This window comes from Brevibacillus sp. IT-7CA2, assembly GCF_949767855.1.
Classification (GTDB): Bacteria; Bacillota; Bacilli; order Brevibacillales; family Brevibacillaceae; genus Brevibacillus.
On sequence record NZ_CATKQT010000011.1, the window covers coordinates 257,756 to 270,962 of the forward strand.

The window sequence follows — 13,207 nt, forward strand, 5'->3', positions numbered from 1 at the left end:
AGTTTTCATGCGGCAAGCTTGCACCAGACGGCAAATAGGAGGTTTATTCGTGCAGAAGAAATGGAAAAGAAAGATTCTGATCAAAAATCCTATTGAGCTGGACCGGGTTCAGATCAAGCAGGACTTGCGCGGCGGCAAACAAGTGATTGTCCAGTTCTCTCTCCTTGATTTTTATGGATAACACCGAAGCATTGGCCGCACGCAGCCAATGAGGCTGCGACTTTTGCATCGAGATAAGGCTTTAAGTTATCTTCTGTTTGCCCCCCGGGAGAGTCATTCTGAGTTGTAGCATCAGGCTACAGCAGTTCCGGTAAATGAGCTAAGAAGGTTGACGGTTAAGCGCGTGACGGATTTGTCGCTGATAGCCCCGGCGTATCATGTGTTGTTATTCCGTACACCCCCCATTGATATCAAAGCGTAGCGATGTGACTATTTTCATCTCGCTCGTGGGTACAATCCACGCCTGGTCCTTTACTTCACGTCCTGCTTGCATCCCGTTCCCCTCCCTAATTCCACAGTTGTTAAGCCCCCGTTGTATAATTCACTTGGTGAAGTACCCTAGATTCATGCTTGTGCAGGTTACATCAGTTCGCTAGAATATTTCCATCATTTTAAACAGGAGGTTTTATTTTGCAGAAAGTAGTAGTTTCTTTGTTAGCCGCACTATTGTCGATTACCAGTACTGCATATGAAATCGCCTCAAGATGATAGTCCCGTTCACTACCCATCACCCCCAGTTATTTTTCCGAAAGAATATCAAGTACTCGGCTTAGATATGGACTCTGGTTTTATAGACACCTTTGGACATATTGAGGATGATTTATACCTGCTAAAGCGTCACCAAAAGGCTGCAGACACCAAGTATGCTTTTTTAGGGAAAAAGAATGGAAAAGTGATTAAGACCGATGCAATGCAATGTGGCCCAAACAGTGGAACCTTTTTTTCGGTAAGATCATTCCCATCAGTAATAAGTGAAACCGTATATCTTTTTTCGTCAAACAGCATCCGGTGTGTCTCGTGTTTCCAAAGGGCACACCGTTTTCATTGTTTCTGGACAAACTCGCAAATGGTTTCTTTGGCGAGTTCAAGAGTATTCAGAACCTCCCCATTAACAAATCGATTGTTAAGTTTAATCCTCTTCACCAAAAACGGCGTCCAGCGTTTAATTAAACACCATTTGTACCTTGCGTCTATTAGAAAATTCCATCTTCATGTAATCAACATTAAAATAGTACCCGCTATACACTACTTGGTTTGCAATGGGAAGTATCGTTACCTGATCGACCATGATCACTGCAACACTCTCAGGGTCCTCTATGAGAAAACGCTGACTCATCAAGATTTAAAATTACTTCTGACATCATCTACCCTCCCGATTTGCTGTCTGTGATTACGATGCCGTGACAAAAACATATTTGGGTCAAAATATCTTCCGTTTTCAGCAAGTCTACAACTGGCGCAATAGAAATCGATATTGCCTTGCCATACGTAATCTTCACATCCGTCACGCTGTTTGACCATTTCGATTTCCTTCTTCATTGACTCATCCATACAAGCCCTCCAATTTTTCAAATCGTGTGTTGTGTTGCCTACTAAGATAAAGTAAAATGCGAATACTATACACTAAATTACATCAATTCTGAAATGGGTGAATTCATTCTTTGAATGATTATGAGATTCATAGTGGTAAAATTTTTACAATTATCGTCAATAAACTTCGGGCAGCTGGGTGTGTTTTCGCTGAAGATGAGGCCAGGTTACTCATCGCCTTTGCAGGGACAACGACTGAACTTTCGGACATGGTAGAACTGCGAACAACTGGCATGCCTCTTGAACACATTATCGGCTGGGCTGAGTTCTGTGGACTGCGGATTATTGTGGATAAGGGGGTTTTCGTTCCCAGACAACGTACAGCATTTCTCGTTGAACAGGCTGCCGCCCTCATTCGTCAAAAGTCGGTAGTGCTTGACCTATGTTGCGGTTCAGGGGCGGTGGGGGCGGTTCTTGCTTACTTGGAACAGATCGAATTGTATGCTACTGACATTGATCCAGTCTCGGTGCAATGCACCCGACGCAATGTTACTACCGCAGGAGGTCGCGTATACGAAGGAGACTTATTTGAGCCTCTTCCTATAATTCTTAGGGGGTGCGTTAACGTCATCGTTGCCAATACTCCCTACGTTCCCACTAAAGCCATCGAATTTCTTCCACCTGAAGCTCGCATACATGAGGCGAGAATAGCACTCGACGGGGGAACGGATGGGCTTGACGTTCAGAGACGAGTAGTAGCTGTAGCTCCACTCTGGCTGGCTCCTGGTGGACACTTACTAATTGAGACGAGCGAGCGTCAGAAACCCCAGACAGTCGATATCTTCACTAGTTGCGGGCTGATTACACGGGTGACAAGGTCTGATGAGTTGGATGCTACCGTCGTAATCGGAACCAAGCCGGCTCCTAAAACGTTTTAGAAGTCTATCCCTGTCCACATAGGCTAGAGTTTCAATATCTCATCAATATTTCTCCCTAAGAAGAACATTATCCCTATAGACACTTCATTCAACTCTATTTTCCACTTTGTTAATCAAGCACTTCAAAAGCGTCCAAAGCGGCTTCACAAATTGTCTTCGGGGTTATGGCATATATGCTGCTTGGGATGTGCTCATAAAAGACTAGGTACGCCAAATAGTTAGTTCCTCGCAATGTTTTGAACTTCTCTACAATCATCCAAGCATCGGCTATGTTCTGGAGTGGGTGCCAGTTTGTTGCAACCTCCCTCCCATTAAGCCGCCAAGAGTCAAAGAACATTTTGCTTTCCTCCATCGGAAAGGTCGAGTTCAACCTCGTACTTTTCCCACCCCATCACCTTCGTTGCCAGCTTTTCAATGATCTGCTGCTCGGTCATTGTCCGAACACCTCCGGTTCCAGCGCCAGCAGCAACCGTTCTGCATCCATTGCAGTTCCTTCACCGTTTAGGACACGCTGTCTCAACTCGTCGTCAATTGGTCCCCACAATACGAACTTTCCTTTTGTGTAGTAGTCTGTGTAGTAGTCTGTGTATCCTTCCGCAAAAGCTAGGGCAAGTACGTCAAATGATTCATCGTCACCGTATTGGTTGATAACTTCATCAGTAATACCTACGGCGTTGAGCTTCCGGCGCACTTACTCGCTGTTTTCGACCAGATGTACGCAAATTCGCCACTTTCACTATCGACCACTTCCAGGCTGTTCGAAATGTCCAAAACTGCTTGTCTATTCATCGCTCTTTCCTCCCTGACTAATATTGTAAATCTTGATATCAGTTCCGAATTCTCCCTGATATACTTACTGCATCAATCGATGATTGGCTGGTGGTAAAAAATGATTCTACTTTTTTTACGTGATTGGGCTGATCGTAAATCAGCAAAACTAAACAACCTAAGTATTTCGTCTGAAATTTTCAGTCGTGAATTTAAAGATGATAAATTTGAAATGGAAGTGGTTCACATCGGTACTGAAGAATTAATTTATTGGAAGTATCTTGAAAAAATCGACTCCAATACCGATTTGGACGAAATCACTTCAGACTATTTCCAAGTCCTTCAAAGAGGCTTAAAGCTTTAGCACAATACAAAATTTGTTAACTATCAGCACTTTTATTTGTATAATGTTGTTAAAATCATCCCACTAATTTTTGAGATGTTTAGATGCCCCTAAACCGTAACTACTCACCCAAAGTGCCGTTCTACTCGAACGGCTATTTTTCTTTGTACACATTTTGTTCATTCACTGATTTTTCAAGACCTTCCTATAAGACATAGCATTGTCCTTCTATGCCTGTTTTTCAAGTCCATTTTTGACCCTTGCGAACACTCATCCAGTCAAAAGGCAAATTTTGTTAATACCTTAACTTAGATCGTTATAAAGGAGGAAGTACCTCATGAAAAAGAAGAAATCTAATTCTAAGAAATTCAAGAAAGTAAAAGGTCAATTGGTGCAATATCAACCATATGAATCATATGGGCAATATCAATCACGTGCTAGACGTTGTTTCCCGTGTTGCTGGGATGATGGCTGCGGTTATTGTTGCCCTAGCCACCCCCCAGTAATGTGACCATCCTCTAAATAGAGCGATCATTGTCTTAAAACAAATTGCCCAAATATAGTCCCAACATTAATCTTGGACTTCATGGACACTCCTTAATTATTCAAGGAGTGTCTTTTTATTTTCCTATTTATCAAAACGTGTGTTTTGTAAATCCATCGAACATAATTCGTGTACCCTTTGCTTAATGTTTACTTGTTGACTTTAATATACCCACTTGAGAAAGAAGATAAGTTACTTTTACCTTCTTTTCTATCCACTTGGACATATGGCGAGGATCGGTTTATTAAGCCATTTAAACTCTTAAAATGTGATTTGGGGTTACATACAGTACATGTGGAGTATGAGATTGTCCGTAAAAGACGAGACCTCGATGAGATCAAACTTCTACTGATAGATTTTTTGGCAGCTTACGAGATTTCAGGCAACCCTATTGTAGATGTTAAAGTTGAACCGCTTGCCGGTGACTTACTTTAATTACCGTTGTGTAAAATTTCCTCTGCTCACTGGGATTGAAACGACACTTGTTTCTCTATCACCGATAACAACACGTGTTGGTCAGCAAATTAAATTTGATTCTATGGCTCATCTAGTCGTTAATGTGGACGTAGAACCTCTCTAATTGCGGGTTACTCAAATTGGCACAGTCAAACTAACTCCCCTTACACTTCTGCTCAAAAGAAATATGAAATGCTTCCTCTTACTATTACTTGGGTTGATACTCCTTCTCCAGGATACGAAATGTTCGTTCCTATTACTTCGTTAAATGCTATTACCTTCCCATGAAACTTACTTATTACACATTTTGTTAAATCACTGATTTTTCAAGACTCAGAAAAAAATAGTGGGCAAAAATGTTAAACCTCTTAATATGTAAAATTTACCCACCAAATAGAAAACCCCTCGCACTTACAGGCACAAGGGGTTTCGCTTATTAGTAAGCAGTCATGTATTGCTCGCGCTCCCAATCGTGAACGCGTGTGCGGAACATATCCTTCGCTTTCAATCGGTTTTAATCCTCCCTAGAAATCGCATAAAATCAACAGTTTTAGCTACTGTCATTTCAAATGACATCAAAACATTTCATCATTTTGTGGGTGTTTTATGGGTGCGTTTGTGGGTGAAACTTAATTGATTGTTTTTATTTCATTCGTATATAAAAGAAGCCTTGGACAACATGCTCCGAGGCTTCTTTTATATACTTAACTAATCTTATGTATATATCCACCGACTATAGTAAAGAGCCCTTTCTGCTTAATCAATAGAGCTTATATCAAAAGGTTATTCAAATTTTTCAACTAATGAATTTATATAATCAACATGTCTAAATTCTTGGCGTTGTTGCCAATCGCAAATAAAACCATCTGGTTGAAACATCCCTTCAAAATCATCACATAATTTAACCTGTGTTTCGAACCTATCTCCATAAAAACTTATAAATCCATTTAAATATTTCCCATCCTGTACGATGAAAAGTTTATGCGCCTGTTCGGGATAAGGGATAGGGTAATTTAGCTCTCGTCCAGTCAAAGCAGCAAATTTGTTTTCTCCACCATTAACTATCCACTTACGTAAAGAATCGAAACAATTTTTTAATACAAAGCCTTGACCTTTTATAAATGCAAGATAATTGAAGATAATTTTAGCACATAATCTAAAATACCTATCATCAAACTGAATAGTTTGCTCTACTTTTGGTCGTTCCGTTCTATAACTAGGAGTTTGATTTTCAAATGGTTTTTGAACAATTAATTTCTCTATAAATTTATTAATTTCTAACTCAAGGTCATTATTGCTTAGTGCTACATGCCATTTGCCCTCATGAACCCCAAGAATAAATTCTTCCTGGTTCAATCTCTCATCTTTATGCAAGGTGTACCTACTATTATATTTCCCTAATTCCTTTTTAAAATCTTCGATTTGTTCAGTAATATCACCATAGGAAGTATCCGATATGAAGTTACAGGTACCATTTAGATGAATTTTTATTTGGGAAATGCTGTATGGCTGTCCTAAACTAATATATCCAAATTCAACCTGATTTAAATCAGTTACACCACTCATTAAGCTAATTGTAGATTTTGTCGCATTCTTAGGATTTAAGTTCCCTCTCTTACCTGGCCCCACAAATTGACGATGAAGCGCGAGAACAGAGTATCTCATTGCATAAAGTTCCATTGAGGAAAAAGCATTGTTACAATCATGGCTAACATATTCTAAAGGAAGTTTTTGAATACCACCAACACCAGCAGGAAAAATGTGTTCTTCAGATTTGAAAGTTACCTCCGGCTCCGTTTTCTTTAAATAAATACAAAACTTCATTATCCCAGCCTCCTAAAACACATTCCCTTCATTTATAACGGCTCCTATCCATGTTTCTTATAGAATCTGTTAACTATTTCATTATCAATTTTACCAATACGATATCATTCTGTGATTTCAGGTTTTAAGTTTATTTTAGTGATGATTTATACATTAAATTTACAACAAGGTCTTCTGGATAGAGCAATTGAAGGAGGTGATAGATTGCAATTTCTATATCATGAACATATTCGCTAGCTTTATCTAAACTAATATCGGCATCTTCTGGTTTGTGAATTAGTTTGTTTCGGATCTCTATTCCTTTTTGAATTTGTTTAACTTTAGGGGACGGTTCCCCTGCATACTGTTCTAATATTGGCCCATAAAGTTTATATAGTGGTGGTGATGGTAACTCTAAAAGCAACAGCTTTATATCCGGATTCATTTTAATTAAAAATTCTTTAACTGCTAATTCTGCTGAAATAGTTGCATCGATCCACTTAAATCGAGGATCCTTTTCTCTCTTTGCTCTGTGTAAGTGTTTTAAAGCTATAAATGGTTTATACCCACTATCCAAGTAATTTTGTATGAATATTGAATTCTTTGGATTGATAAGAACACCTTCGACGAGGCGCACATAGATCTCCCCGGATGAAGGTATAAACTTCCATTCTCCATCCTTAAACCACGCAAAACTTCCAAGGTAGTTCAAGTCATCATCAACTACTAGTTGATTGAAACAGTATTTTATCAGCGCTAGCACGTTTTCTATCGATGCAATAAATTCTTCATCACATTGCTGAATTATTTCCTCGATTAATTTATTTTCTAAAATCTCATTTACCCCTAAGTGCAAACATTGAAAAATATCTTCTGTAACTTGGATCTTTTTGTAAGCAATTGCTCTAGCGCCGTCTGGATCAATAGTTATTTCTATATGACGTGATTTGTCTTTAAAACTAAGCAGTTCATTACTGTTATAATAGTATCCCTCTTTAATCTTATACGTCCCTCTGATATTTATTTCCATTGGCGTACCTCTTTTTTCTAATACAGATTTCTTAATTATATGACAGAAATCCATTCCTACCATTATCATACATTTATAACTAAGAAAATCCATTCTTTTATCTATTAATAAACGCTAAGCCATTACATCAACATTATAATCCACGTTTATCCATTGGACATCCTCAACAATGAGCAACTTGACCCGTCTGGTATTCATATCAATCCATTCAACTTTCCCGAACATCTAACAAGTAGTTCCAAGATTATTTTTCTTATGTCGCCACCAGGTTATACAGCTCATACTTCTCGATCAGGCTTACCAGCTTTCCAGGATAGTCAGGATCGGTCGCATAGCCACCTTTCCAAATAGCGTAGCATGCGGATTCGTAGTCAGCGCCCATTACGCCATGATATCAAGTAGGCTTGTCCCTCGTGCCATTCAGGATCAACTTAGAGTGGTCAGCTCCCAATCGCCAGTGCAATAATTTCCATTTTATGTATTTAAATGGAAATATGTGCTATAATCACTCTGTATTGAAAATTGCGTAAATTAACAGGAGGAGAAAATGAATATTAAGAAACTCTCGATCGCAACTGTCTTACTTAGCAGTTTAGTAGTATCTGGAGCTGGTTCTGCCTTCGCAGTATCTCAAAGTGAGCCTATTAAAATAGGTAACCTGAAGATTGTTGAACGTTTATATGAAACCCCAGTAGAGTATGATTTTACAACAGCCCTTACAAAGAATGATTCATCTAAGATTGGTCCCATGGGCAATGATATGACTGGCAAAGTGTATGAAATGTCTAAGAAAGACCTATACAAATCAAAATCTTATGAAGCTGATATTGAGAACGATAGTAGCGAAAACGATACCTTTTCAAGGAAGGTTACAAGAAAAACATTTCTAACCGGAAAAATAGGCGTGGAAGCCGAGACGAAAGTCAACTGGAGGATAATAGAGGGAAAAGTGGGGATTAATGCAGAAGTTTCATTTGGAGATGAAGACATTGTAGAAACAACCCACAGTTGGGTCATACCAAAGCGTACGATTACAACCGTTGAATACGGATCAAAAGCCGTAAAAACAACTGGAAGCTTAAACGAATATTTTCAAGGCAGAGTAGTAGATTCTAACTACGTTAACGTCAAATACTCGTACAAAGAGTATTCTAGTAAAAAATCAAAAGATCTATGATCCGACCTCTCCATATACTTCTCCTACTGTTCATAGTTCTTCTTAGTGGCTGTAGCGAGGCAGTAACAGTCCCTAAAGAGAAGTCATATGTAACTGTCTACGATTATTTCGAAGAAATTACAGGGGAGAATCTAAAAACGTCCGTGCTTCAAATAACAAAAAACGGTAATTCGGCAGAACTCACGTTACGAATCTTAATTTCGGACGATTTAAGAGAAAAAATGATGCATACGGAAAAACCCATTTACTTTACGTTTGCAGATATGCCAGGCAACGAGACCATTAAAAATTTGCTTGCTGAGACTCCTTCACACGTTCAAATTGAGTTCAACAGTAAAGAGAATCGGTATACGATTTCGCAACAGCTAAAGCTAAAAGAAAATTTGACGGAAGATGATGAACAGGCGCTATTATCTCCTGCTAATTACCGATTTCAGGTCAGCAACGAAGAAAAGCTCTCTGTAGCTAGTTTTATGGGTTTGGAGTATTCGCTACTTCCTGAAGATAATAAGAAGTAGCAAATCGCTTGTTACGAATTGTACCTCGTGGTCAAATAAAGTATTTGTTTCGTGTACCCGCAAATTCCGTATACGAATAGACAAAAGTAAAAACCCGCCTCCTCAAAAGGGAGACGGGTTAGTTATTTCTTGAATGCATTCTGGCATGTCGTTTTTTAGGCTTCCAATTGCTGGAACTAGGTAGACTTGTTGTACATGTTCTAATTATCCAAAATCTTTGCTGTTAGAGGATAGTAACTGGAGCTTGTGCTATTTATATCTGTTACTGTCCATGGTTCCCTTACGAGTGTACCGTCTGAACGCTGTACACTATATTCTGAAACCAATACATATTTAGACCATGCGACAATATAGGGATTCTCGTTGACAATTGAATATTCTTTTGTTACTTCACTCAATTGTGTGGTTGTGTGACTTTCATGTGTTGCTAGTTGCGTTGTATATTGATAAGACAAACTGGCAGAAGAATGACTCTTTTCCTCCTTTCCAAATTGAAATCCTACGTCTGCCCCAATCGTATGACCAACGGTTTTTGACACTAAATTTTGATCTTCTTGCGTCATACCTGTGGTTTGTGAATATTTGTGTGTTTCATTTGGAGCAAGTGTATGTGAAGCTACTCGCCTCCAGTATTGTTTTCTTACGTATAAATAATAGGGATTAGTTTTTATTTGTTGTGGAGTATTATCAGGATAATAAGGATCGTCAACCGCAATAAATGGCGCAACCGTATAGTGAGTTGTAACCTTTTGGGTAAACTCTGGTAATATATCATTTATATGTTCATATTCAGGAACATCTGGTACAGGATACGTTGGAACAGAAGGAAGTGTGAAACTTTCTACAGCTTCAGGAAGCCATCGTTGAGTATCCTCCCCATTCCACTGCGACGTCAGCACATAAGGAAACGCATTAACTATTACTAAGCCGGTTAATTTGTTGCTAATTTTTTGGTAACCACCTTCCAAATCATGTAGGAACCATTGTTGACTATCCCCCCCATTCCACTTCGACGTCACCACCCATTGTCCGGGTTCCGTATGTACAGAATCCACTACATAGCCGCCTAATTTATCGACAATCGCATAATTATTATTATTAAGCGGGACGAACATCAAACGTTGTTGATCCCACTCGGCCCACATTAGCGAAAGCAGTGGAAATCCGGGATTACTACCTCCCTGAGCAGTCAATACAGTGGCAGCGTCGAAAGTTTTATTGGCAATCTTATAAAATTGGTTTTGATTAGGTTTCACAAAAATCATCCTTTCTTAATAGGTTCACTCCTCCAAAATATGTCATTATCACCAATAAATATCAATGTAAACGTGTTCAATTTTGCTTGTTTAAGCGTGTAAAAATTTAATCATTTTATTTACTAAAATGATCTTGTACCATCTTAACCACAAATGTAAATTTCAAAAAACGTCCCCTTTCAAATAAAAAAACCTCCCCCGGAATGAAGTGCACCCCTTAAAGTAGACATTGGAAAAACACCCTGGTGTTAAAACCGATGAATATTTTAGGGGGTGCTTTTTCGTGGCTAAAAAGGGGCAAAAATTCCAATCATTTAGTTATGCGTTGAAGAAGAAAGCCATTGAGATGCGGCTACAGGGAATGACCAAACAGCAAGTGGCTGATGAATTGGGGATAGTGGATATTCAACGGCTGAAAGTGTGGATGAGGCAATTCCGGTTGTATGGCGATTTTGGACTGATGGATCGCCGTGGACGCCGCAAGGAGTATGTAGATAAAGATCGTTACTTGAAGCGTTTAGAAATGGAGAATGCTGTCCTAAAAAAGTGGTTAGAAATTACGAAGAAGGAGGTGTACAAGACAAATACCAACTCGTAAACGAACTGAGAAAGCGCTACTCCGTGCAATCTATGTGCAAGGAACTTGGGATTTCGAGAAGCGGATTCTATGCCTATTTAAAGCGGAAATACAATAAAAAGGACGAGACAGCAAAGCAACTAATTCTTTCCCTGTATAAGAAATACGATGGTGTTTATGGCTACCGCCAAATCCAAATGCATTTGTACCAAGACCATCAGGTCTTGATGAATCACAAAAAGGTACTCCGTTTGATGCAAGAAATGGGGATTCGTTCTCGGACACGTCGGAAGAGAAGGCATATGGTTGGATCGACGGTCAGCAGCCGTGTTGCTGAAAATCTTTTACAACGTGATTTCCATGCAGAACAACCCAATCAGAAATGGGTAACAGATGTGACGCAGTACCGTGTATGTGACAAATGGTTGTACCTTTCAGCTATAAAAGACCTGTTTAATAATGAAATTGTGGCATATCAAATGAGTCTTCGAAATGATAATGACCTTGTTTTACAAACCTTTCTCAAAGCATTTGAAAAACAGAAGGACGTGACTGGATTGATCGTTCATAGCGACCAAGGATTCCAATACACGTCCTACGCTTATCACGACATGCTGCCAAAGGTTGGCGCCCAAATCAGCATGTCCCGTCGAGGCAATTGTTACGACAATGCCTCTATGGAAAGCTTCTTTTCTCATCTTAAGACAGAAGCCCTCTATCCTTATGATATACGAACTATGGATGAGGTACAAAGACGAATCGAGGAATTCATCCATTTTTACAATAACAATCGACCACAAAGAAAATTAAACAAACTGACGCCGGTTCAGTACCGACGCCAGTTTGCAGCCTAGGTGTTTTTTTCATTGTCTACTAAATAGGGTCTTGACCACCTACAGGCACAAGGGGTTTCTCATATTAATAAGCAGTCATGTATTGCTCGCGCTCCCAATCATGAACGCGTGTGCGGAACATATCCCACTCAATTTCTTTCGCTTCAATAAAGTGTACCAATGCATGCTCGCCCAATGCTTCGCAAATCACCGGATCTGCTTTCAGGCACTCGATTGCTTCCTTCAAAGTAGCAGGCAAGTTCTCGATTCCGTTTGCTTCGCGGTCTTGCTCGGTCATCACGTAGATGTTGCGATCAATAGCAGGTGGTGGCGTAAGCTTGTTTTTGATTCCGTCCAAACCAGCTTTCAGCATAACTGCCAACGCCAAGTATGGATTCGTTGCAGGGTCTGGGCTGCGTACTTCAATACGCGTGCTCAAGCCTCTGGAAGCAGGGATACGGATCAATGGAGAACGGTTTTTCGCAGACCAAGCTACGTAGCAAGGAGCCTCGTAACCAGGAACCAAACGCTTGTAAGAGTTTACGAGCGGATTCGTGATCGCAGTAAAGCTGCGAGCATGCTGCAAAATACCTGCCAGATAATGCTTCGCTGTTTGGCTCAGTCCCATTACATCGGACTCGTCATAGAAAGCATTTTCTTTACCACGGAACAGCGATTGGTTCGCGTGCATACCGGAACCAGCTACACCGTACAGTGGTTTTGGCATGAAGGTCGCATGCAGACCGTGTTTTTGTGCGATCGTTTTAACGACCAGTTTGAACGTCAAAATTTGGTCAGCTGCTTGGAGTGCATTTGCATACTTGAAGTCGATTTCGTGTTGACCTGGGGCTACCTCGTGGTGAGATGCTTCCACTTCAAAGCCCATTTTTTCCAATGTCAATACGATATCACGACGGCAGTTTTCACCGGAGTCGAGTGGAGCAAAGTCGAAGTATCCGCCTTGGTCGTTCAGATCCAGCGTAGGCTCGCCTTTTGCATCCAGCTTGAACAGGAAAAACTCAGGCTCTGGACCTACGTTGAAAGCTGTGAAGCCCATTTCTTCGGCTTCTTTCAAGGCACGCTTCAGGATGTAGCGCGGATCTCCTTCGAATGGAGAGCCATCTGGCATGTGGATATCACAGATCAGACGTGCAATTTTACCAAACTCATTGCCCCACGGGAATACAACCCATGTATCCAGATCAGGTACCAGGTACATGTCGGATTCCTCGATGCGAACAAAGCCTTCGATGGAAGAACCATCAAACATCATTTTGCCATCGAGTGCTTTTGGCAATTGGGACAGCGGGATTTCTACGTTTTTAATGATCCCCATCAGGTCGGTAAACTGCAGTCGGATATACCTTACGTCCTCTTCTTGGGCCATGCGCATGATGTCTTCTCTTGTAAACTTGCTCACATTTCTCTCCTCCA

15 protein-coding genes and 1 pseudogene are annotated in these 13,207 nt (G+C 40.2%); 7 read left to right on the top strand and 9 right to left on the bottom strand.

Annotated features, from left to right (window positions below):
* The first annotated feature begins 49 nt into the window (after positions 1-49).
* Positions 50-181: a hypothetical protein gene (locus ACM6JA_RS07635; protein ID WP_414851830.1), complete on the top strand. Its 132-nt coding sequence runs from the start codon at positions 50-52 to the stop codon at positions 179-181.
* 981 nt (positions 182-1,162) lie between these two features.
* Here the strand turns inward: ACM6JA_RS07635 and ACM6JA_RS07640 are convergent.
* Together ACM6JA_RS07640 and ACM6JA_RS07645 are read right to left on the bottom strand one after the other, a co-directional pair.
* Positions 1,163-1,336: a hypothetical protein gene (locus ACM6JA_RS07640; protein WP_414851831.1), complete on the bottom strand. Its 174-nt coding sequence runs from the start codon at positions 1,334-1,336 to the stop codon at positions 1,163-1,165.
* 28 nt (positions 1,337-1,364) lie between these two features.
* Positions 1,365-1,508 (bottom strand): hypothetical protein, encoded by a 144-nt coding sequence (locus ACM6JA_RS07645; protein WP_414851832.1) that lies wholly within the window; start codon positions 1,506-1,508, stop codon positions 1,365-1,367.
* A 153-nt stretch (positions 1,509-1,661) separates the two neighbouring features.
* Here ACM6JA_RS07645 and ACM6JA_RS07650 point away from each other — a divergent pair, with 153 nt between their 5' ends.
* Positions 1,662-2,468 (top strand): putative protein N(5)-glutamine methyltransferase, encoded by an 807-nt coding sequence (locus ACM6JA_RS07650; RefSeq protein WP_414851833.1) that lies wholly within the window; start codon positions 1,662-1,664, stop codon positions 2,466-2,468.
* A 430-nt stretch (positions 2,469-2,898) separates the two neighbouring features.
* Here the strand turns inward: ACM6JA_RS07650 and ACM6JA_RS07655 are convergent, their stop codons facing one another.
* Positions 2,899-3,159 carry a hypothetical protein gene (locus tag ACM6JA_RS07655; protein WP_414851834.1) on the bottom strand — a complete coding sequence of 87 codons (261 nt, stop codon included), beginning with the start codon at positions 3,157-3,159 and terminating at the stop codon, positions 2,899-2,901.
* On the bottom strand, positions 3,135-3,257 hold the full coding sequence (locus ACM6JA_RS07660; protein WP_414851835.1) for a hypothetical protein: 123 nt from the start codon (positions 3,255-3,257) through the stop codon (positions 3,135-3,137). Before ACM6JA_RS07660 ends, ACM6JA_RS07655 begins: the two co-directional genes overlap by 25 nt.
* Before the next feature lie 100 nt (positions 3,258-3,357).
* On the opposite strand from ACM6JA_RS07660, the gene ACM6JA_RS07665 reads away from it, so the two are divergent.
* Positions 3,358-3,600, top strand: coding sequence for a hypothetical protein (locus ACM6JA_RS07665; protein WP_414851836.1), 243 nt, complete (start codon positions 3,358-3,360; stop codon positions 3,598-3,600).
* A 1,762-nt stretch (positions 3,601-5,362) separates the two neighbouring features.
* Here ACM6JA_RS07665 and ACM6JA_RS07670 read toward each other — a convergent pair.
* The 3 genes and pseudogenes from ACM6JA_RS07670 to ACM6JA_RS07680 form a co-directional block, all read right to left on the bottom strand.
* The gene (locus ACM6JA_RS07670; protein ID WP_414851837.1) at positions 5,363-6,403 is read right to left on the bottom strand and encodes a hypothetical protein; all 1,041 of its coding nucleotides are present in this window, start codon (positions 6,401-6,403) and stop codon (positions 5,363-5,365) included.
* A 130-nt stretch (positions 6,404-6,533) separates the two neighbouring features.
* Positions 6,534-7,475: a hypothetical protein gene (locus ACM6JA_RS07675; protein WP_414851839.1), complete on the bottom strand. Its 942-nt coding sequence runs from the start codon at positions 7,473-7,475 to the stop codon at positions 6,534-6,536.
* A gap of 211 nt (positions 7,476-7,686) precedes the next feature.
* Positions 7,687-7,857: pseudogene (locus ACM6JA_RS07680) on the bottom strand (glucosaminidase domain-containing protein); the annotation flags it as partial.
* 102 nt (positions 7,858-7,959) lie between these two features.
* Here ACM6JA_RS07680 and ACM6JA_RS07685 point away from each other — a divergent pair.
* Positions 7,960-8,589, top strand: a complete 630-nt coding sequence (locus ACM6JA_RS07685; protein ID WP_414851840.1) for a hypothetical protein — start codon at positions 7,960-7,962, stop codon at positions 8,587-8,589.
* 143 nt (positions 8,590-8,732) lie between these two features.
* Positions 8,733-9,107: a hypothetical protein gene (locus ACM6JA_RS07690; protein ID WP_414851841.1), complete on the top strand. Its 375-nt coding sequence runs from the start codon at positions 8,733-8,735 to the stop codon at positions 9,105-9,107.
* Between the two features lie 200 nt (positions 9,108-9,307).
* Here ACM6JA_RS07690 and ACM6JA_RS07695 read toward each other — a convergent pair whose 3' ends face one another.
* Complete coding sequence (locus tag ACM6JA_RS07695; RefSeq protein WP_414851842.1) at positions 9,308-10,363, bottom strand: insecticidal toxin; 1,056 nt, start codon at positions 10,361-10,363, stop codon at positions 9,308-9,310.
* A 283-nt stretch (positions 10,364-10,646) separates the two neighbouring features.
* Between ACM6JA_RS07695 and ACM6JA_RS07700 the strand changes: the two genes are divergently transcribed.
* Together ACM6JA_RS07700 and ACM6JA_RS07705 are read left to right on the top strand one after the other, a co-directional pair.
* Positions 10,647-10,961 carry a helix-turn-helix domain-containing protein gene (locus ACM6JA_RS07700; RefSeq protein WP_414851843.1) on the top strand — a complete coding sequence of 105 codons (315 nt, stop codon included), beginning with the start codon at positions 10,647-10,649 and terminating at the stop codon, positions 10,959-10,961.
* Between the two features lie 23 nt (positions 10,962-10,984).
* On the top strand, positions 10,985-11,794 hold the full coding sequence (locus tag ACM6JA_RS07705; protein WP_414852232.1) for an IS3 family transposase: 810 nt from the start codon (positions 10,985-10,987) through the stop codon (positions 11,792-11,794).
* A 64-nt stretch (positions 11,795-11,858) separates the two neighbouring features.
* Here the strand turns inward: ACM6JA_RS07705 and glnA are convergent, their stop codons facing one another.
* Positions 11,859-13,193 (bottom strand): type I glutamate--ammonia ligase, encoded by a 1,335-nt coding sequence (gene glnA, locus ACM6JA_RS07710; RefSeq protein ID WP_007719084.1) that lies wholly within the window; start codon positions 13,191-13,193, stop codon positions 11,859-11,861.
* Positions 13,194-13,207 lie beyond the last annotated feature (14 nt).

Bases quoted from the DNA above. Each gene is read 5' to 3' on its own strand.
- ACM6JA_RS07660 (WP_414851835.1), bottom strand. From the start codon at position 3,257: ATGAATAGACAAGCAGTTTTGGACATTTCGAACAGCCTGGAAGTGGTC.
- ACM6JA_RS07670 (WP_414851837.1), bottom strand. From the start codon at position 6,403: ATGAAGTTTTGTATTTATTTAAAGAAAACGGAGCCGGAGGTAACTTTC.
- ACM6JA_RS07675 (WP_414851839.1), bottom strand. From the start codon at position 7,475: ATGGTAGGAATGGATTTCTGTCATATAATTAAGAAATCTGTATTAGAA.
- ACM6JA_RS07665 (WP_414851836.1), top strand. From the start codon at position 3,358: ATGATTCTACTTTTTTTACGTGATTGGGCTGATCGTAAATCAGCAAAA.
- ACM6JA_RS07685 (WP_414851840.1), top strand. From the start codon at position 7,960: ATGAATATTAAGAAACTCTCGATCGCAACTGTCTTACTTAGCAGTTTA.
- ACM6JA_RS07640 (WP_414851831.1), bottom strand. From the start codon at position 1,336: ATGAGTCAGCGTTTTCTCATAGAGGACCCTGAGAGTGTTGCAGTGATC.